The sequence below is a fragment of the Nocardioides jiangxiensis genome (assembly GCF_030580915.1).
Taxonomy (GTDB): domain Bacteria; phylum Actinomycetota; class Actinomycetes; order Propionibacteriales; family Nocardioidaceae; genus Nocardioides; species Nocardioides jiangxiensis.
This window is the reverse complement of the sequence record NZ_JAUQTA010000002.1, coordinates 527,156-549,882: the sequence shown is the minus strand read 5'-3', so window position 1 is coordinate 549,882 and position 22,727 is coordinate 527,156. Positions and strand designations below refer to the sequence as shown.

Genomic DNA, 22,727 nt, shown 5'->3' with positions numbered 1-22,727 from the left:
GTCAGCCGAAGGTGCGCACGATCCGGCGTCCTGCCGCGGCGGCGAGCTCCGCGCCGCTCATTCCCAGCACCCGGCGCAGGACGCCGTCCTGGTCTGCCTCCGAGGTGCCGCCGCCCTTGCCCATCTCGGCGAGGAGTTGCCAGACGGTGTCCGGGCCGAAGCGGTCGGCGACCACCTGGCAGGCCCACCACGCGATGCCGTAGTTGGCCGCGGTGTGCTCGTCGTTGAAGTCGGCGTCGCGCGGCAGGGCGGTGAGACCGGCCTGGGCCATCTCCAGCGCCTCCCGCGAGATGACCCGCTCGTGGCGCGGGACCGCCTGCACCGAGACCCACTCGGCGATGCCCTCCGCGAGCCAGGTCGGCACCCGGTCATCGCGGTCCGCGACCGCGACGTGCGTGAGCTCGTGCCGGATCAGCCGGTCGCGTCGGGCGTCGTCGCGCCCGAGCACCCGGGGGTGGAGCATGAACCGCACGGAGGCGACGTCCTGGTTTCCGTCGCCGGCCGGAACGCTGAAGGCGACCCCCTCGAGCCGCTCCGGGTCACCGCCGGGCAGGTCGTCGAGCGAGGCCATCTGGGCCACGTCACTCAGCGCGTAGACGACGACGTGGTGCGACCACGGCAGCGGGATGAGCGGCGCGATGTCGTCGATCCCGCGGCGCACCGCACGCATCACCTGGTAGGCGTCGTCGATGCTCGCGCGGTCGAAGATGCCGAGCACACCGTCGCGGTCCTCCGCCTCGATGCGGGTCCGCTCCCAGGGCTGCAGGTCGACGTCGTGGTCCGCGTCGTAGCCGGCGTCGTGGTCGGCATCGAGCTCGAGCGTCCCCTCGTCAGTGCGCCGGAACGTGAAGAGCCCCGGCGTGCGCACCGGCACGACGTCGTAGCCGTCTAGCTGCGTGATCACCGTGACCTCGGCCTGGACGGCACCGCCGGGGAGCTCCGTGACCCCACGCAGCTGCACGTCGTACGCGGCCAGCGGCAGCTCCTGCAGGTTGGCGAAGAGCCGGAGCTGGTTGCGGCGGAAGCCCGGCTTCTCGGGATCCACGCCCTCCATGAACGCGGGCTGGTCGTGCATCAGCACCGCCTTCGAGCGCGCGGCGAGCACCGTGCTCACCGCCTCCTCGAGCGGTGGACCGGCAGGGGTCGGCGCCGGCGAGGTCGCCGGAGGCGGTGCGGAGCACCCGGCAGCGAGGAGCGCGCCCAGCAGGAGCGGCGCGAGCCGCTGGATGCCTCGCCGCACGGGTCAGCCGACGCGAGCGTCGCCGGTCGGCACCCCGACGGCCGCGGCGGCGGCCTCGGCCAGACGGGACGGCGTGAGGCCCACACGCTCCAGGATGACCCCGCGCTTGGCGTGGCCGAGGAACTCCTGCGGGATGCCGTGCAGCTGGACCGGCGTGGTGACGCCGGCGGCGTTGAGGGTCTGGAGGAGGGCTGTGCCGACGCCGCCGACGACGCCGTTGTCCTCGACGCTGACGACCAGGCGGTGGCCCCGCGCGAGCTCGACGAGCTCCGGGGCGACCGGCTTGACCCAGCGCGGGTCGACGACCGTGACGCCGATGCCGCGAGCGGTGAGCAGCGCAGCCGTCTCGAGGGCCGTGGCCGCCATCGCGCCGACACCGACGAGCAGCACGTCCTGCGTGGCTCCCCGGGCGAGCACGTCGACACCGCCGATGCGCTCCAGCGCCGGCATGTCGGCCGGTGGCGGACCCTTCGGGAAGCGGACCACCGTCGGAGCGTCCTCGACCGCGACCGCCTCGCGCAGCAGCTCCCGCAGCTGCGCACCGTCGCGAGGTGCGGCGATGGAGAGACCGGGCACGACCTGGAGGATCGACATGTCCCACATGCCGTTGTGGCTGGCACCGTCGTCGCCGGTCACGCCCGAGCGGTCGAGCACGAAGGTGACACCGCACCGGTGCAGGGCGACGTCCATGAGCACCTGGTCGAAGGCACGGTTGAGGAACGTCGCGTAGACGGCGACGACCGGGTGGACACCACCCATGGCGAGGCCCGCCGCAGCCGTCGCCGCGTGCTGCTCGGCGATGCCCACGTCGTAGGTGCGCTCGGGGAAGCGGGCGGCGAACCGGTCCAGGCCGACCGGGTGCATCATCGCTGCGGTGATCGCGGCGATGTCGGGGCGCTCCTCCCCCAGCCTGACCATCTCGTCGGCGAAGACGTCGGTCCAGATGGCAGCCTTCGGCTGCTCCTCGCCGGTCGCGACGTCGAACGGCCCCGGCGCGTGGAACTGGTCGGCCTCGTGCTGTTCGGCCGCCTCGTAGCCGTTGCCCTTGCGGGTCAGCGCGTGGACGATCACCGGTCCGTTGAAGCGCTTGGCCTGGGTGAGCGCCTGCTCGAGCGCCGCACGGTCGTGGCCGTCGATCGGGCCGACGTACTTGAGGCCGAGGTCCTCGAAGAGGCCCTGCGGTGCGAGGGCGTCCTTGACGCCCTTCTTCATCGCGTGGAGCGCGTCGTAGGCGACCGGGCCGACACCGGGGACGGCGTTGAGGCGCTTCTTGACCGTGCCGAGCACCTGCTCGTACCGCGGGTTCGTGCGCAGGCTGGTCAGGGCGGTCGCGAGGCCGCCGATGGTCGGGGTGTAGGAGCGCTCGTTGTCGTTGACCACGATGACGAGGCGGCTGTCGTGGGAGATCGCGATGTTGTTGAGCGCCTCCCAGGCCATGCCTCCGGTCAGCGCGCCGTCGCCGATGACGGCCACGACGTGACGGTCCTCGCCGCGCAGGGCGTAGGCCTTCGCCAGGCCGTCGGCGTAGCTCAGGCTGGTCGAGGCGTGGGAGTTCTCCACGATGTCGTGCTCGGACTCGGCACGGCTCGGGTAGCCGGACAGGCCACCCTCCTGGCGCAGCGTGTCGAACCGGCCGGCGCGGCCGGTGAGCAGCTTGTGGACGTAGGCCTGGTGGCCGGTGTCGAAGACCACCCGGTCGTGGGGCGAGTCGAAGACGCGGTGGATGGCCATGGTCAGCTCGACGACACCCAGGTTGGGGCCGAGGTGACCACCCGTGCGGGCGCAGGTCTGCACCAGCGTCTCGCGGATCTCGGCGGCCAGCTCCTCGAGCTGAGCCGCGGTCAGGCCGTCGAGGTCACGAGGGGTCGAGATCGACTCCAGGTAGCCCATTGCGTTCCTCCGGCCTTCGGTGAATGAGTGGGAAGTCTAGCCGTGCAGGCCGGTCGCCAGTGCCGTGTGGCTCGCCGATCCGATGAACCCGGGGAGCAGCGCCGCGGCACCCACCGTGAGGTCGAGCGCGGGTACGTCAGCGGGGTCGACGAAGACGATCTGGCGTCCCTCACCGCAGACCACGTCGGCGTCGGTCGCCGCGGTGGCCCCGGCGTACAGGTGGATGGCGTCGAGGCGGCCCGGACGATGCTGGACGAGCGCCACGGTGACCTCCACCAGCGGGCCGTCCGGCACGAGCCCGGTCTCCTCCAGCAGCTCCCGGTACGCCGCAGCGAGGGGCTCCTCCCCCGGCTCGACGTGTCCGCCGGGCAGGCCCCACTTCTCGGGATCGATCTCCGGGAACTCGTCGCGCTCCTGCAGGAGGATCCAGCCCCGCCGGTCGACCAGCGCGATGCTGGCGAAGACCCGGTCCACGGCCCGGTTGGCCGCGCAGCCCCCGCTCATGCCCGCCCCGCGAGCGAGGCGTACGCGTCGGAGGCGAGGAACGCCGGCAGGAAGTGCCGCGCGGACTCCCACAGGTCGAGCGTGCCGATGCGGGCCGGCGCCACGAAGGTCATCTGCCGGCCCTCGTGGCAGGACACGTCGGCGTCGGTGAGGTCGGCGCGTCCCGCCCAGAGCTCGTAGTGCGCGACCCGGTCCTCCTCGGTGTAGGTGAAGACCTCCTCGCGCCAGAGCGCCAGCGCGCCGGCGGGCAGGACGACGCCCGTCTCCTCTGCCAGCTCGCGGTAGGCCGCCTCCTCGTGGCTCTCGCCGTCCTCGACGTGGCCTCCCGGGGCGCCCCACTGCTCCGGGCAGCGCGGCGCGTGCTCGTCGCGCTCCTGCAGCAGCAGGGCGCCCGCGGCGTTGACGAGCAGCACGTTGACGGTCCGCACCACTCTCATGCCGCCTCCCCCGAGACCGTCGCGTAGGCGACGACGCCGCCGGCGCAGCTCGCCATCGCCTCCGGAGCGGTGTGGCCGTCGGCGTACCTCCGGAGGAAGGCGCGCAGGCCGGGGTCGTCGGGGCCGCTCAGCACCAGCTGGCGCCCCCAGACGGTGACGACGGCAGGGCCGGGCAGCCCGGCGTAGGGCGAGAGGATCCCCTCCGCCGGCAGCTGCCGCGCCAGCTCGGCGACGTCGTCGGCGGCCATCGCCGGGTCGCGGGTGATCCAGACCGCGCCGTGCTCGAGCGCGTGGACCGCGTAGGCATCGTCGACGGGGCGGTCGTAGACACCGCACGCGAGCCACCGCGGGGCGTGGTCGCCGCCCACGGGCGGCACGGACGCGTAGCGCGGCTCCAGCACGTGGTTACGGGTCTCGATCCGGAAGCTGCGCACATCGGCGACCGTCGTGTCGTGCCCGGGAACGGCGAGCGTGGCGGCGACCCCGGAGGCCGCCAGCACGACGGCGAGGCCGACCGCGAGCCACGGGCCGCGCTTCATCAGGCGGGAAGCGACGGTCATGGGTGAAGTCTTGCAGCCGGCCGCTCGACCGCGTCCGCGAGGTGGGTGGGTGCCTGCACGCAGTAGGAGTCGGTGAGCAGCTCGGCCACCTCGTCCCAGTCGGTCGCCTCGTCGAGCACGATGCCGACGACGTTGGTGCCCCACGACGCCTTGAAGTACGGCGGGCCGAGGTGCTGCAGGGCCATCACCTCGTCGGGCTCGGCCCTCACGACCAGCCGGATCAGCTGGTCCTCGCCACCGAACACGTGGGCGACGGTGGCCGCCCCGACCTTCCAGCTGGTGCCGGTCCAGGCAGGCACGCGGGTGCACTCCGGGAGCGCGTCCAGCACCGCGTCGATGCGGTCGACCCAGGCGGCAGGCGGGTCGGGTCGCTCGGCCACGTCAGCCGGCCAGGAAGCTCAGGCGGACCTCGCGGTCGGGGTTGTCGACGTTGAGGTCGACCAGGCACACGCTCTGCCACGTGCCGAGCGCCAGCCGTCCTGCGAGCACCGGCACGGTCGCGTACGGCGGCACGAGGGCCGGCATGACGTGGTCGCGGCCGTGGCCGGGCGTGCCGTGGCGGTGCCGCCACCGGGAGTCGGCCGGCAGCAGGTCACGCAGCGCCGCGAGCAGGTCGTCGTCCGACCCCGCACCGGTCTCGATGATCGCCACGCCCGCCGTCGCGTGCGGCACGAAGACGTGGAGGAGCCCGTCGCCCTTGTCGGCGGCGAACTCCGCGCACCGCGCGGTCAGGTCGAGCACGACCTCCCGGCGTCCGGTGTGGACCTGGATCACCTCGGAGTGCATGCGCCCACGCTAGTGGGGACCACCCACCTCGGCGAGCGTGCCCGTCCGGAGCCGGGCCAGGGCGTCCCGGCACTGGGACTTCACCGTCCCGACCGAGATGCCCAGCGCCTCGGCGGTCTGCTGCTCCGTCATGTCCTCGTAGTAGCGCAGGACGACCACCGCACGCTGGCGCGGCGCGAGGGCGCGCAGGGCCTCACGGAGGGCGGCGCGGCCGACCACGTCCGCATCGAGGTGCACGGTCTCCGGGAGCACGTCGGTGTGCACCTCCCGCCAGCGCCGACGGCGCCACCGGCTGATCGACTCACGGGCCAGGATCCGTCGCACGTAGGGCTCGGGGTCGTCCGCGATCCGGCCCCACTTCGGCACCGCCTTGATCAGCGCTGTCTGCACGAGGTCCTCGGCGTCCTCGGCGTTGCCCGTCAGGAGGTACGCCGTCCGCACCAGCGCCGCGCGACGGGCGCCGACGTACTCCTCGAAGGCGCGCTCAGTCGCGGACACGTCGCCTCCGGAGCAGCAGGGCGACGCCGAGGAGCGCGAGAGCAGCGCCTGCGACGGCAGGGAGCACGCGCGGATCGCGGGGCGTCGCGGGTGCGTCGCGATGCACGGAGGGCAGGTCCATCAGGTCAGCCGCGAACCCCTCGACCTGGATGCGTCCGTCCCACCGTGGGTAGTCGGTCAGCGTCGTCACGGCCCCCGATGGCGCGACCCTGGCGAGCTCCGTCGGCAGATAGTCGCCCGTCCTGTCCGACCGGGTCAGGTCGACCACCGCGCCTCGGTCGGTCAGCGCCCAGAAGCGGAGCGCCTCAGCCCCCGGTACCTCCCGTGCAGCACGTCCCGGTGCGGCGATGCTGACGGTGCTCGGCTGCCGCTCGTCGGGCGTGCGGGTGAGCGCGGCGATCGATCCGTCCGCTGCGAGCGCCCCTCCGACGTCCAGGAGCAGGGAGGACGGCCGGCGGCGCTCGACGAGGTGCGGAGCTCCGACGGGTCGCGCGATGGCCATCGTGGTGCTCCTGCCGACGCCAGCGGGATCGAACAGGAGTCGTCCCCGGTGGTCGGACGCGATGGCGGTCGCGTAGCGCTCGAGCCCGGGGATGCGCACGCGTCCCGGCACCAGCCGCTGGTCCTCCCCGATCGTCACCGTGCGCCCCTGACCGTCAAGGTGGGCGGCGTAGCCGCCCGGATGTCCCTTGTCGATCTGTGACACCTGGAAGTACAGGGTGTCGTCGTCCGACCACAGCAAGCTCTCCGGGACGACGCCGTGCTCGGTCTGGAGGACGGAGCGGCCGACCCTCGTCGTCACGGTGTCGTAGACCGCCACGCCGACGACCGGCTTTCCCAGCTGGTTGTCGACGGCCCGGCCCGCGGGCACACCGGTGAGCCAGTACGCGACGTAGCGCCCGGAAGGGGAGAGCGCTTCCGCGACTCCTGGCCGGGTGCCGGAGCCGGGGGCCAGGGCACTGCCCGGGAGCCTGATGGCCCGGTACTCACCCGTTGCCGCCGACACGCCGACGTAGCCCGTGGCGTCGTGCCAGCCCAGGTTCGTCGAGAGCAGTGCCGCCATCGGACCCACGGGATCGTCGTCGTTCGACTCCGTCCATCGACCCGGGACGTAGAGCCGGTCTGGCAGCGCCCCCACGCCGCTCGTGGTCGCAGGAGGCACGTCGCGACCCCCGTCGTGCGGGAGCACCGTGCCTGCGCCGCCGATCCCGGCGAGGACGACGGCTGTGGCAGCGAGCGCCCCGGCAGCGGCACGCCGACTCTGGCGACGCCTGCCCGCGCGCCACAGGGCGCCGGCGTCCGGCGGGACAGGCACGGGTGCGTCAGCAGCGAGATCGTGCAGCTGCGCGTGAAGGTCGCTCGTCATCGGGTCCTCGCAGGGTGGGTGGAGACATCCTCATCCAGGTACACGTCGCGAGGTGCGCGAAAGGTGGGGTGCGCCTCAACGGGAGTCGCCGCGGAGCCACTCCTCGACCCGCTCGACCTTGCCCTCGAGCATGCCCGTGTGACCGGGGCGGATGTCGGCCTTCAGCACGAGGGCGACGCGGGGCGCGAATGGCAGCACGGCCTCGGTGGCACGCCGCACGACGTCCATCACCTCGTCCCACTCCCCCTCGACCTCGGTGAACATCGAGCCGAGCCGGTGGGGAAGCCCCGATTCGCGGACGACGCGGAGCGCAGCGGCGACCGCCTCGGAGAGCGAGCCGTCCTCGGCGGCGGACGTCGTGGGCGCGACGGAGAAGGCGACGAGCATGCCTCCACGCTAGCGCGCGGAGATGCCGAACGGCCCGCCTCCCGGGAGGGAGACGGGCCGCATCGGTGTCAGGGCGTCAGGCGCCCTTGACCAGGTTGCGCAGGACGAACTGCAGGATGCCGCCGTTGCGGTAGTAGTTCGCCTCACCGGGGGTGTCGATACGGACGACCGCGTCGAACTCGACGCCCGTGTCGGTGGTGACCTTGACCGTCTTCGGCGTACGGCCCTCGTTGAGCTCGGTGATGCCGGTGACCGAGAAGGTCTCCTCGCCGGTCAGGCCCAGCGAGTCGGCGTTCTGGCCGGCCGGGAACTGGAGCGGGAGGACGCCCATGCCGATGAGGTTCGAGCGGTGGATGCGCTCGTACGACTCGGCGATGACGACCTTGACGCCCAGGAGCGAGGTGCCCTTGGCGGCCCAGTCGCGCGACGAGCCCGAGCCGTACTCCTTGCCCGCCAGGACGACGAGCGGGATGCCCGCGGCCTGGTAGTTCTGCGAGGCGTCGTAGACGAACGACACCGGGCCGCCGTCCTGGGTGAAGTCGCGGGTGTAGCCGCCCTCGGTGCCCGGAGCGACCTGGTTGCGCAGGCGGATGTTGGCGAAGGTGCCGCGGATCATGACCTCGTGGTTGCCACGGCGCGAGCCGTAGGAGTTGAAGTCACGCGGAGCGACGCCGTTGGCGGTGAGGTACTGACCCGCCGGGGTGTCGCCCTTGATGTTGCCGGCCGGCGAGATGTGGTCGGTGGTGACCGAGTCGCCGAGCTTGAGCAGGACGCGGGCGCCGGTGACGTCGGTGACCGGGGAGGTCTCCAGCGACATGCCGTCGAAGTACGGCGCCTTGCGGACGTACGTCGAGGCCTCGTCCCACGTGAACGTGTTGCCGGTCGGCGTCGGCAGCGACTGCCAGCGCTCGTCGCCCGCGAAGACGTCGGCGTAGTCCTTGGTGAACATCTCCTGCGTGATGGACTCGGCGATGACCGCCTCGACCTCGGCCGGGGACGGCCAGATGTCCTTCAGGAAGACGTCGTTGCCCTCGGTGTCCTGGCCGATCGGGTCGTTGAACAGGTCGATGTTCATGTTGCCGGCGATCGCGTAGGCGATGACGAGCGGCGGCGACGCGAGGTAGTTCATCTTCACGTCGGGGTTGATGCGACCCTCGAAGTTGCGGTTGCCGGAGAGGACCGAGACGACGGCGAGGTCGTGCTCGTTCACCGCGGCGGAGACCTCGGGGATGATCGGGCCCGAGTTGCCGATGCAGGTGACGCAGCCGTAGCCGACGAGGTCGAAGCCGAGCTTCTCGAGGTACGGCGTGAGGCCGGACTTGTCGTAGTAGTCGGTGACGACCTTCGAGCCCGGGGCCAGGGTGGTCTTGACCCACGGCTTGCGGGTCAGGCCCTTCTCGACGGCCTTCTTCGCCAGGAGCGCGGCGCCGAGCATGACGGACGGGTTCGAGGTGTTGGTGCAGGACGTGATCGAGGCGATCGTGACCGCGCCGTTCTCCAGCTCGAACGACGTGCCGTCGGCCAGGGTGACCGGGACCTTCGCGTCGGGCTGCGTGGTGTACGTCGGCAGGTAGCCGGCGAACGACGTCGCGGCGTCGGTCAGCTGCACGCGGTCCTGCGGGCGCTTCGGGCCGGCGATCGACGGGACGACCGTCGAGAGGTCCAGCTCGAGCTTCTCGGAGAAGCGCGGCTCGGCGTCGGGGTCGAGCCAGAGGCCCTGCTCCTTGGCGTAGGCCTCGACGAGGGCGAGCTGCTCCTCGGAGCGGCCGGTCAGGCGCAGGTAGTTGATGGTCTCGTCGTCGATCGGGAAGATGCCGATCGTCGAGCCGAACTCCGGCGACATGTTGCCGATGGTGGCGCGGTTCGCGAGCGGCAGCGCGGCGACGCCAGCGCCGTAGAACTCGACGAACTTGCCGACCACGCCGTGCTTGCGGAGCTGCTCGGTGATCGTGAGGACCAGGTCGGTCGCGGTGGTGCCCTCGGGCAGGTCGCCGGTGAGCTTGAAGCCGACAACGCGCGGGATCAGCATGGAGACGGGCTGGCCGAGCAGCGCGGCCTCGGCCTCGATGCCACCGACACCGAAGCCGACGACGCCGAGGCCGTTGACCATGGTGGTGTGCGAGTCGGTGCCGACGCAGGTGTCGGGGTAGGCCTGGAGGACGCCGTCGACCTCACGCGTGAAGATCGTGCGGGCCAGGTGCTCGATGTTGACCTGGTGCACGATGCCGGTGCCCGGCGGGACGACCTTGAAGTCGTCGAACGCGGTCTGGCCCCAACGGAGGAACTGGTAGCGCTCGCGGTTGCGCTCGTACTCGATCTCGGTGTTCTTCTCGAACGCCTCGGGGGTGCCGAAGACCTCGGCGATGACGGAGTGGTCGATGACCATCTCGGCCGGCGACAGCGGGTTGATCTTCGACGGGTCACCGCCCAGGTCGGCAGCAGCCTCGCGCAGCGTGGCGAGGTCGACGATGCAGGGGACGCCGGTGAAGTCCTGCATGATCACGCGCGCCGGCGTGAACTGGATCTCCTTGTCGGGCTCGGCGGTCTCGTCCCAGCCGGCCAGCGCCCTGATGTCGTCCGCGGTGATGTCCGCGCCGTCCTCCGTGCGGAGGAGGTTCTCCAGCAGCACCTTCAGGGAGAAGGGCAGGGAATCGACGTCCAGGCCCTCGCCCTGCACGGCGTTGAGCCGGAAGATCTCGTACGACGTCCCGTTGACGTCGAGGGCGCCCTTGGCGCCGAAGCTGTCCTGACTGGCCATCAGTCACTTACTCCTCGTGTTGGTGGTGCTGCGCAACTCGGACCCATCCTGCCGAAGTCCCGCTGTGGCGGGTAGACGTCCGGCGGAAGTCTCAGAAACCAAGGTCTCTTGACGTCAAGATACATCACGTCGAGTGAGCTCCGCCGACGCGCTCGCATGGCGAGTCCGCCTGCCCGGTCCGGCAGCCACCCGCGCTGGGTCCAAGGGCTCCGCGACGCGGGACCCACGACCGTGGCGGGCCCCTCGGGCGAGGACGACGCTGGACCTGGGCGACGTACGAGCTCCCACCGTGCAACGGCGTGAAAGGAGTGCCTGATGGCAGTCATCGAGCTGCGGACCCCTCCCCCGCGGCCCCAGGACGCCGACGCAGCCGTCGACGCCCTGTACCGCACCCACTGGCGCCCTCTGGTGCGGCTCTCCGTACTCCTGGTGGGCGACCTCGGCTCCGCCGAGCGGCTGGTCGAGGACTCCTTCGTCGCGATGCACCGGCACTGGCACCGGCTGCGCGACACCGAGCGGGCCCAGGCCTACCTCCGGACCACCGTGGTGCGCCGCTGCCGCCGCAGCGGACACGGTCCTGGCCGGGCGGGCATCCGGCGGGTCGACGAGAACGGCGGCGAGCGGAAGCTCACCGACCGCGCCGTCCCCGCTGACGCTCCGGGGTCTCGCCGGGATCTCGTGCTCAGGGCGCTGCAGGCACTCCCGGAGACCCAGCGAGAGGTCGTCGCCTTGCGCTACTACCTTCACCTGTCCGATGCGGAGGTCGCCGACACGCTCGGCATCCGCCGACGCGCGGTGGACCTCCACCTGTCGCGAGGGACCGCCGCGCTCTCCACCGCTGTCGCCGAGGCCGAGGCGCTGCACCCCGCCCCCGGGCCGCAGGTCCGGTGAGGACCGGACCCGACCGGGCGCCCGACCGAGGGACCGTCCTCGGTCAGGGCGCCTGAGCGGACCAGGACAGTCAGCGCCGACCGGAGTCGAGCCGCGTGAACTGCGCGACGCACTCGACGTGATGGGTCATGGGGAAGAGGTCGAACGCCCGCAGGGCGGTCAGGCGGTAGCCGTTCTCCTCGAAGAGGGCCACGTCGCGGGCCAGCGCGGAAGGGTCGCAGGCGACGTAGGAGACGGTGCGCGGTGCCCGGTCGACGACCTGGGCGACGACCGCCTGCTTGGCGCCCTCACGCGGCGGGTCGAGCACGACCAGGTCGAACGGCTCGTCGTACTCCTCCCTGAGGACCTCGGCCACACCGCCGGCGACCGCCGACGCGTGGCGCCACGGGCCGAGGTTGCGCTTGGCGTTCTGCACGGCGGCGGCGTCACCCTCGATGGCGACGACCTTGCCCGACTCGCCCACCGCCTCGGCGAGGTACGCCGCGAACAGCCCCACGCCGGCGTACAGGTCGAGGGCCTTCTCCCCCGGCTGGGGCTGCAGCTGCTCGAGCACGGCGTCGACGAGGACCCGTGGCGCGTTCGGGTGCACCTGCCAGAAGCCGTCGGCGGCCACCTGGTAGCGGTGCGAGCCCGCACCCGCGGTGACCTCGTGCGTGACCAGGTCGCCGACGACGTCGGCGTCGGGGCGGGCGATCAGGCAGTCGTCGACGACCACCGTGTCGTTGGAGCGGTGCTTGCGCATGCCCTTCGCGCCACCGGGCAGTCCGACGAACGTCGTCCGCGTGCGCCAGCGCAAGCCGGCCTTGAGCTGCTTGTCACCGCCGGAGCAGTCCTCGACCTGCAGGCCCGCCACGAGGGGGTGCTCGGGGTCGAGCTTGCCGACGCGGACCAGCTGCTCCCGCACGACCGTCGCCTTGAGCGCGCGCTGGGCCACCGGCCGCACGTGCTGGAAGTCGCAGCCTCCGCACCTGCCGGGCCCGGCGACGGCACAGGGCGCCTCGACCCGGTCCGGCGACGGCGTCAGGACCTCGACGGCGTCAGCACGCCAGAAACGGTCCCCCTCGGTGCCCTCGGTGATCCGTGCGACGACGGTCTCGCCCGGCAGGGCGTGGCGCACGAACAGCGCGCGGCCGTCGACCCGGGCGATGCAGAAACCGCCGTGGGCGACCTGCCCGACCTCGACGGTGTGCTCCTGCCCCACCACCGAGGCGCCCCGCGACTGGCGCTGGCGCGTGTGGCGCTGCTGCGGGCGCTTCCCGCCCGGACGGCGCTGCTGGCCGGTCATGCGTCTCCCTCTCCACGGGCGGCATCGCCCTCTTCACGGGCACGGCCACGACGGAGGTCTCCGGCGTGCACACGGCCCTGCTCGCGGCGTTCGCGCTCGATCGCCACGGCCGACGACCGCAGCTGGAACGGCACGGACGTCACCATGATCCCGGGTGTGAAGAGCAGGCGGCCCTTCAGACGCAGGGCGGTCTGGTTGTGGAGCAGCTGCTCCCACCACCGGCCCACGACGTACTCGGGGATGTACACCGCGACGACGCCGCGGGGGTACTGCTTCCGGACCTCGACCGCGTAGTCGACGATCGGCCGGGTGATCTCGCGGTACGGCGAGTGGAGCACCTTCAGGGGCACGTCGATGCCGCGCTCGTCCCACTGCTCCAGGAGCCGGTGGGTGGACTCCTCGTCGATGTCCACGAAGACCGCCTCCAGGGTGTTGGGCCGGGTCGCCTTGGCGAAGGCCAGTGCCCGCAGCGTCGGCTTGTGGAGCTTGGAGACGAGCACGATCGCGTGGACCCGCGTCGGCATGACCTTGTCCTGCTCGTCGGCCTTGAGCTCGTCGGCGACCCGCTCGTAGTGCTTGTGGATGCCCTTCATCAGCATGAAGAAGACGATCATCGCGATGATCGTGATCCAGGCGCCGGCGAGGAACTTGGTGATCAGCACGATCACGAGGACGACCGCGGTCATCGCCAGGCCGAAGGTGTTGATGACGCGCGAGCGCATCATGCGACGCCGCTCCGCCGGGTCGCGCTCCGACTTCAGGTGACGGGTCCAGTGCCGGATCATGCCGAGCTGGCTGAGGTTGAAGGACACGAAGACGCCGACGATGTAGAGCTGGATCAGCTTCGTCGTCTCCGCGTCGAACGCGAGGATCAGCACGATCGCCATGACGGCCAGGAAGATGATGCCGTTGCTGTACGCCAGGCGGTCACCGCGCGAGGCGAGCGCCCGGGGCGCGAAGCCGTCCTGGGCGAGGATCGACCCGAGCACCGGGAAGCCGTTGAACGCCGTGTTGGCCGCGAGCACGAGGATCACGCCGGTCACCGTGATGACGAAGTAGAAGCCCGGCGAGAAGTCCGCGAACACACCCTGCGCGATCTGGGTGATGACGGGGTGCTGCTCGTAGTCCTTCGGCAGCGCCCCGCCGCCGGCCGAGCGCAGCCGCTCGAGCTCGTGCGGGTCGACGTAGCGGATCATCATCTCCTTGGCGAGGACGATGACGCTCATCATCATGGAGATGGCGATGAGGCCGAGCAGCAGCAGGGTGGTGGCGGCGTTCCTCGACTTCGGCTTCTTGAAGGCCGGCACGCCGTTGGAGATCGCCTCCACACCCGTCAGGGCAGCACAGCCCGACGAGAAGGCGCGCGCGAGGAGCATCATCAGGGCGACCTGGCCGAGCGGGCCCTCCCACCCCTCGCGGGGCTCGATCTCGAGGCCGGCGCTGGCAGCGTGCGGGAGGTCGCCCATGGCGAGCTGGAGCAGGCCGTAGCCGCACATGCCGAGGATCGCGACCATGAAGAGATAGGTCGGAACGGCGAAGAAGGCACCCGACTCACGGACGCCACGCAGGTTCATCGCCGCGAGGAGGACGACCGCGACCGTGGCAGCCTCCGCCTCGTGGCCGATCAGCCAGGGCAGCGCTCCTGCGGCGTACTGCGCGGCGGAGGAGATCGACACCGCCACCGTGAGCACGTAGTCGACGAGCAGGGCGCTAGCTACCGTGACGCCGGCGGTGCGTCCGAGGTTGACCGTGGCGACCTCGTAGTCGCCACCTCCCGACGGATAGGCGTGCACGGTCTGCCGGTACGACGCGACGACCGTCAGCATGACGAGCGCGACCGCGATGCCGATCTTCCACGACCAGACGTACGCCGAGGCGCCCGCGACCGACAGCATGATGAAGACCTCGTCCGGGGCGTAGGCCACGGAGGAGAGCGCGTCGCTGGCGAAGACCGGCAGGGCGATGCGCTTCGGGAGGAGCGTCTCCCCCAGCTGCGAGGAGCTGAGCTTGCGGCCCAGGAGGATGCGCTTGGATACGTCGCCGACACTCACGAACGACGAGGCTAGTGCACCGCTGCCGTCGCGACTGCGTTAGCGTCAGCCTGTGCACGTCGTGATCATGGGCTGCGGCCGCGTCGGTTCGACGCTCGCGCGCGACCTCGAGGACCGTAACCACACCGTCTCGGTGATCGACAACAACGCAGACGCCTTCCGGCGGCTGGGTCCGTCGTTCAACGGGGAGAAGGTCGTGGGCTACGGCTTCGACCAGGAAGTCCTGGAGAAGGCGGGCATCCGTCGCGCCGACGCGTTCGCCGCCGTCTCCAGCGGTGACAACTCCAACATCATCGCCGCGCGGGTTGCACGTGAGTCCTTCGGCATCCAGCAGGTCGTCGCCCGCATCTACGACCCGGGCCGTGCCGAGGTCTACCAGCGCCTCGGCATCACCACCGTCGCCACCGTGAAGTGGACCGCCGACCAGGTGCTGCGCCGCCTGCTGCCGGCCGGGGCCGAGCCGGACTTCCGCGACCCGTCGGGCACCATCCGCGTCGACCACATCGGCGCCCCCGAGGCCTGGATCGGCCACAAGATGATCGACTTCCAGATCCAGTCCGGAGCGCGCGTCGCGTGGATCGACCGCCTGGGCGAGGGCATCCTGCCCACCCGCGACACCTACCTCCAGGAAGGCGACCGGCTCCACCTCGTCATGCGCGAGGAGACCGCGTCCGCCGCCTACGACGTCCTCCGCAACGGCCCCGAGGAGCACTGACCGATGCGCGTAGCTATCGCCGGAGCCGGCGCTGTCGGCCGCTCCATCGCCCGTGAGCTGATCGGCAACGGTCACGACGTCCTCCTGGTCGACAAGGACCCGGACTCCATCCGTCCCGAGCGCGTCCCGAACGCCGAGTGGCTGCTCGCCGACTCCTGTGAGCTGAGCTCGCTGGAGGAGGCACGCTTCGAGCACTGCGACGTGGTGATCGCGGCGACCGGCGACGACAAGGTCAACCTGGTGACCTCCCTGCTGGCGAAGACCGAGTTCGGTGTGCCGCGCACGGTCGCCCGGATCAACCACCCCAACAACGAGTGGCTCTTCACCGAGGCCTGGGGCGTCGACGTCAGTGTCTCCACCCCGCGCATCATGTCGGCGCTGGTCGAGGAGGCTGTCTCCGTCGGCGACCTGGTCCGGCTCTTCACCTTCCGCAAGGGCAACGCCAACCTCGTCGAGATGGTGCTGCCCGGCGACTCGCCACACGTCGGCGTCCCGAGCGGCCAGGTGCCGTGGCCGGCCAACTGCGCCCTGGTCACGATCCTGCGCGACGGCCAGGTCTACGCCCCCGACGCCGAGCAGCCGCTCGAGTCCGGCGACGAGCTGCTCTTCGTGGTGCCCGCGGAGGTCGAGGAGGAGCTGGAGAAGCTCCTCTCGCCGCGCACGCACGGCTGAGGGCCGGTCAGGCCGCGACCGGCGTCCGGTTGCGGCCGAGCAGCCACACCATCGCCGCGAGCGAGGCGAGCTGCAACGGCCAGCCCATCACGAGCTTGCAGGCTCCGAGGACGCCCACGGCGACCCCGGAGTCGAGGGGGCCGTGGCTGGCCAGCAGGTACACGGGCGCCTGGACCACGACACGGAGCACGCAGGGTGCGACCAGCACCCAGGTGAGCCGGCTGCACAGCCGGCGCACGCTGACGTCGTCACGCCAGCCGGTCGGGTCACCGGTGACGCTGCCGACCATGAAGCCGACCAGCGGCCAGCGGGTGATGATCGACAGGATCAGGGCCGCGGCGTAGCCGGCGTTGTAGATCAGGCCGGGCACGAAGTACGCCAGGGCCTGCTCATCGGCGCTGCCACCGCCCCGGGCGGCGCGCCACGCGAAGGCCGCGCCGATGCCGATGCCGAACAGGGCGTTGACGGCGAACTGCACCGTCTGGCGCTGCACCACTCGCGCGAGCAGGGCCACCACCGCGGCACCCAGGCTCACCGCCAGTGCGACCTTCAGCTCGCGGGTGGTCAGGAAGACCACCGTGAAGAGGATCGTCGGCACGGCCGCCTCGACCATGCCGCGGCGCCCACCGAGCGCGGTGCCCAGCTGCCGGCGTACGACGGCCTCCACCGTCTCCGTGGTCGCGTGGTGGTCACCGGCGCCGCGGAGGTCGGCGATGTCGTTCACGACGTGAGCTCGTAGCGCGGGTTGAACATGACGCGGTGCCCGTCCTGGACGCCGATGCGCCCCTCGACCCGGACCGACCGGCCCGGGCTGATGCCCGTGATCCGGCGCCGACCGAGCCAGACGACCGTGAGCACGTCGCTGCCGTCGAAGAGCTCGGCCTCGAGCGCGGGCACGCCTCCACGCGGGCGCAGGGTCACCGTGCGCAGCGCACCCTGGAGCCGGACGTGCTGCCGGTCCGGGGCGTCGGCGATCGAGCAGCAGCCGGATCCCTCCACGGACTTCTGCAACTCGCGGGCGTGCTGGTCAGAGCTGTCCGCCCACCGGCTGATCGTGCGCCGCAGGCGCGAGCGTCCGTCTCCCATGGCTCCAGCCTAGAGGGGTCTCAGATGCGGCGGGCGTCGTTGGGGACCGAGAGCGGCAGCGGGTCACCGGGGGCCATCGCGCCGGCACCCCGTCGCACGACCATGGACAGCAGCGCCTCGTCGTACGCCGGACGGAGCGAGTCGTCGCGCACGGGGGCGCCGATGAGCGTGCCCCGCACGAACCACCGCGGCCCGTCGACACCGACGATGCGGGTCTCCTGGAGCACCTCCGACCCGTCGGGCAGCTGACCGGGCACCCGGCAGACGAGCTCGGCCCCGAAACGTCCGGCGGCCTCGGTCGCGGTGCCGCCGCGCTGGGCGGCGTCGGCGGCGATCTGCGGGCGGATCTCGTCCCACATGTCGCCGCCGCGGCTCGCGGCGAAGGCACGCACCTCGAGGGCGCCCTCCTCTGCCGCGAAGATCACCGACTGGACCTGGCCACTCGCCTCGTCGACCTGCATCCGGATCTCGAAGCCCTCGACGTGGGTCAGCAGGATGCCGCCGAGGTCGACGCGCGGGGCACCGTCCTCGAGGTCGACCTCGGAGATGTCGAGCGGACGCAGCGGCGCAGGCTGCGCGGCGGGCGTGGCCTCCACGGCGCCCGGGGCGGCGCTCTCGCCACCGGCGACGGACTTCTTGCGCTTGTTGAACATCAGAGGGTGCTCCCGGCAGTGAGGGGGTCGGAGGCGGTGAACCCGCCGGTGGAGCCGTGGCCGCCGGCGCCGCGGGAGGTCTCGTCGAGCGACTCGACCTCGATGAAGCGTGCGTGCTCGACGCGCTGCACGACGAGCTGGGCGATCCGGTCGCCGCGGCGCAGCTCGATCGGGGTGGCCGGGTCGAGGTTGACCAGGCAGACCTTGATCTCGCCGCGGTAGCCCGCATCGACGGTGCCCGGTGCGTTGACGATCGAGAGGCCGGCCTTCCAGGCCAGCCCGGACCGCGGGTGCACGAGGCCGACGTAGCCGTCGGGCAGGGCGATCGCGATGCCCGTGGGGACGAGCCGGCGCTCCCCGGGCGCGAGCGTCACGTCGGCGGTCGTGACCAGGTCGGCGCCGGCGTCACCGGGGTGGGCGTAGGCCGGCAGCGGCACGTCCGGGTCGAGCCGGACGATGGCGATCTCACACATGATTGCCGACCCTACCTGCGCGCGCCCACACCCGGGATGTCAGGATCTCCCCCGTGGAGTACGCCGAGCGACTGTTCGTCCCCCTGCGCTGGTGGGTGCAGGCGACCATGCTCGTCGCCTCCTTCTGGCTCGCCCTCGCCGTCGCCGTGCCCCCGGTCGCGGCGTTCGGCATCATCGCGGTGATCGCCGCCCTGGTCACGGCCGGCTTCCTGAAGTACGGCGCCCTCGCCGTCAGGGTCGCTGACGGCGAGCTGCGTGCCGGTCGCGCCCACCTCCCCCTGCAGCACGTCGGAGCCGTGACGCCGCTGGACAAGGAGCAGACCCGCCTCCTGGCCGGCCGCGACGCCAACGCCCGCGCCTACCTCGCGATGCGCCCGTACGTGAAGCGGTCGGTGCGCATCGACGTCGACGACCCGCAGGACCCCACGCCGTACTGGCTGGTGTCGACGCGCCGCCCGAAGCAGCTCGCCGCGGCGCTGACCGAACGGCTCGCTCGCTGACCCACGGTGCCTACTAGGGTGGGTGTCAACGTCCCCCTGAGGAAGGCACCACCGTGGCAAAGGGTTCCAAGGCCTGGTCGATCATGTCGCTGGGTGCGGCTGTCGGCAGCGCCGCCGTCGCGAAGAAGACGCTCAACACCGGCTGGACCAAGGCGACCGGCAAGACCCCGCCGGCCAACCCGGCCGATCCCGACGTCAACGTCTGGGAGGCCGTCGCCTGGGCCGCCGCGAGCGGCACGTTCGTCAACATCATGAAGATGCTGGCCACCCGCCGCGCGGCGAACTACTACCTCAAGTCCACCGGCCACCTGCCGCCGGAGCTGCAGGCCGACGGCAACAAGGCATCCGCGGGCAAGAAGGCGAAGAAGAAGTCGTCGTCCGACGACGTCGCCGACATCGTCTCCGCCGGCGTCAACTGACCCGAAGACGCCGAAAGGCCGCTGCCCCGAGTCGGGGAAGCGGCCTTTTCGCGTTGCTGCTCAGGCGCAGTCGCGGCAGGTCATCGACTTCTCGTCGGCGAGCTGGCTGCGGTGGTGCACGAGGAAGCAGCTCATGCAGGTGAACTCGTCCTCCTGCTTCGGCTTGACCTCGACGGCCAGCTCCTCGTGCGAGAGGTCGGCGCCGGGCAGCTCGAAGGACTCAGCGGCCTCGGTCTCGTCCTCGTCGACCTTGCCCGAGTTCTTGTCGTGCCGACGAGCCTTCAGCTCCTCGATCGACTCCTCGTTCTGCTCTTCCTCGGTCTTGCGAGGTGCGTCGTAATCAGTCGCCATGCGTCTCTCCCAGGTCTTCGTCTGCCGCGTCTACTCCGTGCAACTCCCGACAGCGGCGGGCCAGATTGTGCACCATCACTCGCTGTGATGCACGCGCATCCCGGCGTTGCGTGCACGGAACTGTGAGCGCGTGCGGAGTATTCCCGCTCTCGCCGGCGGATCCGAGAGCCGGTCCGCCCGGCTCGAGCGGTGCCTCAGGCGAGGAAGCCGCTGGCCACCGCGAGGGTCCGGAACGCGGCAAAACCCGCCTCCGGCGCCGCGATGACGACGTCACGGCCCGTCGCTCCCCGGGAGAGCTCCACCCGCGCTCCGGCCTCGCGTGCGACGAGGCCGGCCGCCGCGTGGTCCCAGACCTGCACGCCCTCCTCGACGTAGGCGTCGGCGCCGCCCTCGGCAACCCGGCAGAGGTCGAGCGCACACGAGCCGAGCCGCCGGATGTCGCGCACCCGGGGCAGCATGCGGGCGACCGCGGCGGCCTGCACCGCGCGGACCTCCGCCGAGTAGCTGAAGCCGGTCAGCACGAGGCGCTCGGCGAGCGGCACCTCCGGGCGTACGCCGATGGGGCGCCCGTCGCGGGTCGCTCCCCCGCCGGCGCGGGCGGCGTACTCCGTGCCGGAGGCGACGTCGAGGACGACGCCCACGATCACCTCCGCCCGGCCCGACCCGTCGGAGTCGAGGCGCTCGGCAGCGATCGAGACCGCGTAGTGCGGGATCCCGTAGAGGAAGTTGACCGTGCCGTCGATCGGGTCGACGACCCAGCGGATCCCGCTCGAGCCGTCGGTCGAGCGGCCGCCCTCCTCGCCCAGGAAGCTGTCGTCGGGCCGGGCAGCGAGGATCCGCTCCCGGATCAGTGCCTCACTGGCCCGGTCGGTGTCGGTGACCACGTCGACGGCACTCGACTTGGTGGCGGTGACCTCGACCGTGCCGGCGCGCGCCTCCCGCACGAGCGCGGCAGCCTCGCGGGCGACGTCGAGCGCGAGGGCGAGCAGGTCCGCCGGTCGCGAGGTCACCGAGGCGCTGGTCATCGCAGCCCGCCGACCGTGGGCCGGTCCCCCTGCTGCAGGTTGCGGCAGCAGTCCGGGGCGCAGCGGTCCCAGCAGGCCGGGAGCCCGCCCTCGGCGGGGCGCGCCGTCGGGATGCCGCGCTCGACGGCGGCCCGCTCCAGGAGCAGCTCGCGGACCATCGCCACGAAGCGCGGGTCGATGCCCGCCGTGGCGGCACGCACGTAGGTGAGGCCGAGCTTCTCGGCCGTGGCAGCGGCCTCGGTGTCGAGGTCCCAGACCACCTCCATGTGGTCGGAGACGAAGCCGATCGGGATCGCCACCACCGCGGGGGTGCCGTGTTCGGCGAGCTGCGCCAGGTGGTCGTTGACGTCGGGCTCGAGCCACGGCACGTGCGGGGCGCCGGAGCGGGAGCAGTAGACGAGCTGGTGCCGGAAGCGGTGGCCGGTCTCGAGGCGCACGCGCTCGACGATCTCCTCCATGACGCTGCGGTGCTGCAGGTCGTAGGCGCCGCCCTCGGGGCCGCTCGCGTCGTTCATGGCGGTCGGGATGGAGTGGGTGACGAACGAGAGGTGGGCCGACTCCCGCTGTGCGTCGGGCAGGTCGGCGACGGCGGCGAGGGTCGCGTCGACCATCGCGTCGATGAAGCCGGGGTGGTTGAAGGAGCGCCGCAGCACGTCGAGCTCGAGGGTCGTCCCCTCGGGCAGGCCGGCGAGCGCGTCGGCGAGGTTCTCCCGGTACTGACGGCAGCTGGAGTAGGAGGAGTAGACCGAGGTGAAGAAGACGGCGGCGCGCTTCACGCCGTCGGCCACCATCTGCTCGAGCGCCTCGCCGATGTACGGGCCCCAGTTGCGGTTGCCCCAGTAGACCGGGAGGTCCAGGCCGTTGCCCGCGAGGTCCTCGCGGATGGCGGCGAGGAACTCGCGGTTGCGGTCGTTGATCGGCGACTTCCCGCCGAAGTGGAAGTAGTGCTCCCCCACCTCCACCAGCCGCTCGCGCGGGATCCCGCGGCCACGGGTGACGTTCTCGAGGAAGGGGACGACCTCCTCGGGAGCCTCCGGGCCGCCGAAGGAGACCAGGAGCAGGGCGTCGTACGGCGAGGGGTCGTGCTGCATGCCCCCATCGTAGAGAGACGTGGCGTAGGGTTCGGGAAACGGAGTCGACCAGCGACCAGCCGGGCCATGCTTGTAAGGGACGTCACATGCAGCACCTCTCGCTCACGGGGCTGAGCGATGACGGGCGCCGCCTGCTGATGACCGACGGCTCGGGCAACGGGTTCTTCCTCGATGTCGACCATCGCCTCCGTGCTGCACTCCGCGATCCACGAACGACCGGCCCCGCTCCGAGGGAGAAGAAGATGGAGTCCACCCTTCGTCCGCGCGACATCCAGACCCGGATCCGGGCCGGCGAGTCGGCCGAGTCCGTGGCCGCCGCAGCCGGCACCACGGTCGACCGGATCATGGTGTTCGCGGGCCCTGTGATCGCCGAGCGCGAGCACATGGCCGAGCGCGCGCAGAAGGGTGCGGTCCGCCGCCGGGGCACGGCCGAGGCCGGTGCCCGCACGCTGGGCGACGCCGTCGCGCTGCAGCTGCGTCCCCACGGAGCGCACGCCGAGGACGTCGAGTGGGATGCGTGGCGTCGCGAGGACGGGCGCTGGGTGCTCACCGCCGAGTACGTCTGCGACGCCCGCGCCGGCCAGGCCCGGTTCGCCTTCGACATCCCGGGCAACTACGTCCTCACCGAGAACGACGACGCCCGCTGGCTGATCGGCGACGCGCTGGAGACCTCTCCCGCGGCCCCGGCCCGCGACGACCTGCAGCAGGCGCGCGAACGCCGCCTCGCGCCGGTCGAGGACACCGAGCCCACGGTCCCGGTCATGACGACGCTGCACCAGGAGGTGCAGGCGTCAGCTCCCGACGCCCCCGACGTCCACACCGCCCACACCCCTGCGGCCCCGACAGCTCCGACGTCCCCTGCCGCGGCACCGGCCCCGGCGCCGCGTCCCACCGCTGCAGCGGCTGCCGCAGGCGACGAGATCCCGCTCGGCGAGGCTCCCGACGCCGCAGCACGCGCCGAGGAGCCGGTGCGCAAGCCCGCTCCGAAGAACAAGCGCGGTCGCGCGTCGGTGCCGAGCTGGGACGAGATCATGTTCGGCGGTCCGTCCGAGCGCTGACGGCGCGCAGGCCGGCTCCGGCCGCGCGCCG

The 22,727-nt window shown here is 71.8% G+C and carries 26 protein-coding genes; 6 read left to right on the top strand and 20 right to left on the bottom strand.

The window, feature by feature from the left end; genetic code table 11:
- Position 1: 1 nt before the first annotated feature.
- The 11 genes from Q5722_RS14060 to acnA form a co-directional block, all read right to left on the bottom strand.
- The gene (locus Q5722_RS14060; protein ID WP_305028888.1) at positions 2–1,240 is read right to left on the bottom strand and encodes a hypothetical protein; all 1,239 of its coding nucleotides are present in this window, start codon (positions 1,238–1,240) and stop codon (positions 2–4) included.
- A 3-nt stretch (positions 1,241–1,243) separates the two neighbouring features.
- The gene (gene dxs / locus Q5722_RS14055; RefSeq protein WP_305028887.1) at positions 1,244–3,130 is read right to left on the bottom strand and encodes a 1-deoxy-D-xylulose-5-phosphate synthase; all 1,887 of its coding nucleotides are present in this window, start codon (positions 3,128–3,130) and stop codon (positions 1,244–1,246) included.
- A 36-nt stretch (positions 3,131–3,166) separates the two neighbouring features.
- Positions 3,167–3,634 carry an NUDIX domain-containing protein gene (locus Q5722_RS14050; RefSeq protein ID WP_305028886.1) on the bottom strand — a complete coding sequence of 156 codons (468 nt, stop codon included), beginning with the start codon at positions 3,632–3,634 and terminating at the stop codon, positions 3,167–3,169.
- Positions 3,631–4,071 (bottom strand): NUDIX domain-containing protein, encoded by a 441-nt coding sequence (locus Q5722_RS14045; RefSeq protein WP_305028885.1) that lies wholly within the window; start codon positions 4,069–4,071, stop codon positions 3,631–3,633. The genes Q5722_RS14050 and Q5722_RS14045 overlap by 4 nt, the downstream gene beginning before the upstream one ends.
- Complete coding sequence (locus Q5722_RS14040) at positions 4,068–4,631, bottom strand: thioredoxin-like domain-containing protein (protein ID WP_305028884.1); 564 nt, start codon at positions 4,629–4,631, stop codon at positions 4,068–4,070. Before Q5722_RS14040 ends, Q5722_RS14045 begins: the two co-directional genes overlap by 4 nt.
- Positions 4,628–5,011, bottom strand: a complete 384-nt coding sequence (locus tag Q5722_RS14035; protein WP_305028883.1) for an MmcQ/YjbR family DNA-binding protein — start codon at positions 5,009–5,011, stop codon at positions 4,628–4,630. The genes Q5722_RS14040 and Q5722_RS14035 overlap by 4 nt, the downstream gene beginning before the upstream one ends.
- Position 5,012: 1 nt before the next feature.
- Positions 5,013–5,417 (bottom strand): YjbQ family protein, encoded by a 405-nt coding sequence (locus Q5722_RS14030; protein WP_305028882.1) that lies wholly within the window; start codon positions 5,415–5,417, stop codon positions 5,013–5,015.
- 9 nt (positions 5,418–5,426) lie between these two features.
- On the bottom strand, positions 5,427–5,915 hold the full coding sequence (locus tag Q5722_RS14025) for a SigE family RNA polymerase sigma factor (RefSeq protein ID WP_305028881.1): 489 nt from the start codon (positions 5,913–5,915) through the stop codon (positions 5,427–5,429).
- Positions 5,902–7,281: a hypothetical protein gene (locus Q5722_RS14020; RefSeq protein ID WP_305028880.1), complete on the bottom strand. Its 1,380-nt coding sequence runs from the start codon at positions 7,279–7,281 to the stop codon at positions 5,902–5,904. Before Q5722_RS14020 ends, Q5722_RS14025 begins: the two co-directional genes overlap by 14 nt.
- A gap of 75 nt (positions 7,282–7,356) precedes the next feature.
- Positions 7,357–7,668 (bottom strand): thiamine-binding protein, encoded by a 312-nt coding sequence (locus Q5722_RS14015; protein ID WP_305028879.1) that lies wholly within the window; start codon positions 7,666–7,668, stop codon positions 7,357–7,359.
- 76 nt (positions 7,669–7,744) lie between these two features.
- Positions 7,745–10,426, bottom strand: a complete 2,682-nt coding sequence (acnA, locus tag Q5722_RS14010; RefSeq protein WP_305028878.1) for an aconitate hydratase AcnA — start codon at positions 10,424–10,426, stop codon at positions 7,745–7,747.
- A gap of 315 nt (positions 10,427–10,741) precedes the next feature.
- Here acnA and Q5722_RS14005 point away from each other — a divergent pair, with 315 nt between their 5' ends.
- Positions 10,742–11,317, top strand: coding sequence for a sigma factor-like helix-turn-helix DNA-binding protein (locus Q5722_RS14005; RefSeq protein ID WP_305028877.1), 576 nt, complete (start codon positions 10,742–10,744; stop codon positions 11,315–11,317).
- A gap of 70 nt (positions 11,318–11,387) precedes the next feature.
- On the opposite strand, the gene Q5722_RS14000 is transcribed toward Q5722_RS14005, so the two are convergent.
- A complete protein-coding gene (locus Q5722_RS14000) occupies positions 11,388–12,602 on the bottom strand; it encodes a class I SAM-dependent RNA methyltransferase (RefSeq protein ID WP_305028876.1) in 1,215 nt (404 codons plus the stop codon).
- On the bottom strand, positions 12,599–14,653 hold the full coding sequence (locus tag Q5722_RS13995; RefSeq protein ID WP_305028875.1) for an APC family permease: 2,055 nt from the start codon (positions 14,651–14,653) through the stop codon (positions 12,599–12,601). Before Q5722_RS13995 ends, Q5722_RS14000 begins: the two co-directional genes overlap by 4 nt.
- 52 nt (positions 14,654–14,705) lie before the next feature.
- Between Q5722_RS13995 and Q5722_RS13990 the strand changes: the two genes are divergently transcribed.
- Positions 14,706–15,368 carry a potassium channel family protein gene (locus Q5722_RS13990; RefSeq protein WP_305028874.1) on the top strand — a complete coding sequence of 221 codons (663 nt, stop codon included), beginning with the start codon at positions 14,706–14,708 and terminating at the stop codon, positions 15,366–15,368.
- A gap of 3 nt (positions 15,369–15,371) precedes the next feature.
- Positions 15,372–16,040, top strand: a complete 669-nt coding sequence (locus tag Q5722_RS13985) for a potassium channel family protein (RefSeq protein ID WP_305028873.1) — start codon at positions 15,372–15,374, stop codon at positions 16,038–16,040.
- A gap of 7 nt (positions 16,041–16,047) precedes the next feature.
- On the opposite strand, the gene Q5722_RS13980 is transcribed toward Q5722_RS13985, so the two are convergent.
- The 4 genes from Q5722_RS13980 to dut are packed head-to-tail and all read right to left on the bottom strand — an operon-like array spanning position 16,048 to position 18,252.
- Positions 16,048–16,764 (bottom strand): DUF3159 domain-containing protein, encoded by a 717-nt coding sequence (locus tag Q5722_RS13980; RefSeq protein WP_305028872.1) that lies wholly within the window; start codon positions 16,762–16,764, stop codon positions 16,048–16,050.
- The gene (locus Q5722_RS13975) at positions 16,761–17,126 is read right to left on the bottom strand and encodes an OB-fold nucleic acid binding domain-containing protein (protein ID WP_305028871.1); all 366 of its coding nucleotides are present in this window, start codon (positions 17,124–17,126) and stop codon (positions 16,761–16,763) included. Before Q5722_RS13975 ends, Q5722_RS13980 begins: the two co-directional genes overlap by 4 nt.
- Positions 17,127–17,146: 20 nt before the next feature.
- Positions 17,147–17,779, bottom strand: coding sequence for a DUF3710 domain-containing protein (locus Q5722_RS13970; protein WP_305028870.1), 633 nt, complete (start codon positions 17,777–17,779; stop codon positions 17,147–17,149).
- Positions 17,779–18,252: a dUTP diphosphatase gene (dut, locus tag Q5722_RS13965; RefSeq protein WP_305028869.1), complete on the bottom strand. Its 474-nt coding sequence runs from the start codon at positions 18,250–18,252 to the stop codon at positions 17,779–17,781. Before dut ends, Q5722_RS13970 begins: the two co-directional genes overlap by 1 nt.
- A 53-nt stretch (positions 18,253–18,305) precedes the next feature.
- On the opposite strand from dut, the gene Q5722_RS13960 reads away from it, so the two are divergent.
- Positions 18,306–18,752: a DUF3093 domain-containing protein gene (locus Q5722_RS13960; protein ID WP_305028868.1), complete on the top strand. Its 447-nt coding sequence runs from the start codon at positions 18,306–18,308 to the stop codon at positions 18,750–18,752.
- Positions 18,753–18,805: 53 nt separating this feature from the next.
- Positions 18,806–19,171 carry a DUF4235 domain-containing protein gene (locus Q5722_RS13955; RefSeq protein WP_305028867.1) on the top strand — a complete coding sequence of 122 codons (366 nt, stop codon included), beginning with the start codon at positions 18,806–18,808 and terminating at the stop codon, positions 19,169–19,171.
- A 60-nt stretch (positions 19,172–19,231) separates the two neighbouring features.
- Here Q5722_RS13955 and Q5722_RS13950 read toward each other — a convergent pair whose 3' ends face one another.
- The 3 genes from Q5722_RS13950 to Q5722_RS13940 all read right to left on the bottom strand — a co-directional run bounded on the left by Q5722_RS13950 (position 19,232) and on the right by Q5722_RS13940 (position 21,638).
- The gene (locus Q5722_RS13950) at positions 19,232–19,522 is read right to left on the bottom strand and encodes a DUF4193 domain-containing protein (RefSeq protein WP_305028866.1); all 291 of its coding nucleotides are present in this window, start codon (positions 19,520–19,522) and stop codon (positions 19,232–19,234) included.
- Positions 19,523–19,716: 194 nt separating this feature from the next.
- Positions 19,717–20,547, bottom strand: coding sequence for an inositol monophosphatase family protein (locus tag Q5722_RS13945; protein ID WP_305028865.1), 831 nt, complete (start codon positions 20,545–20,547; stop codon positions 19,717–19,719).
- Entirely contained in the window at positions 20,544–21,638 is a 1,095-nt protein-coding gene (locus Q5722_RS13940) for a ferrochelatase (protein ID WP_305028864.1), read from the bottom strand. Before Q5722_RS13940 ends, Q5722_RS13945 begins: the two co-directional genes overlap by 4 nt.
- A gap of 86 nt (positions 21,639–21,724) precedes the next feature.
- On the opposite strand from Q5722_RS13940, the gene sepH reads away from it, so the two are divergent.
- Positions 21,725–22,696 carry a septation protein SepH gene (gene sepH, locus Q5722_RS13935; protein ID WP_305028863.1) on the top strand — a complete coding sequence of 324 codons (972 nt, stop codon included), beginning with the start codon at positions 21,725–21,727 and terminating at the stop codon, positions 22,694–22,696.
- Positions 22,697–22,727 lie beyond the last annotated feature (31 nt).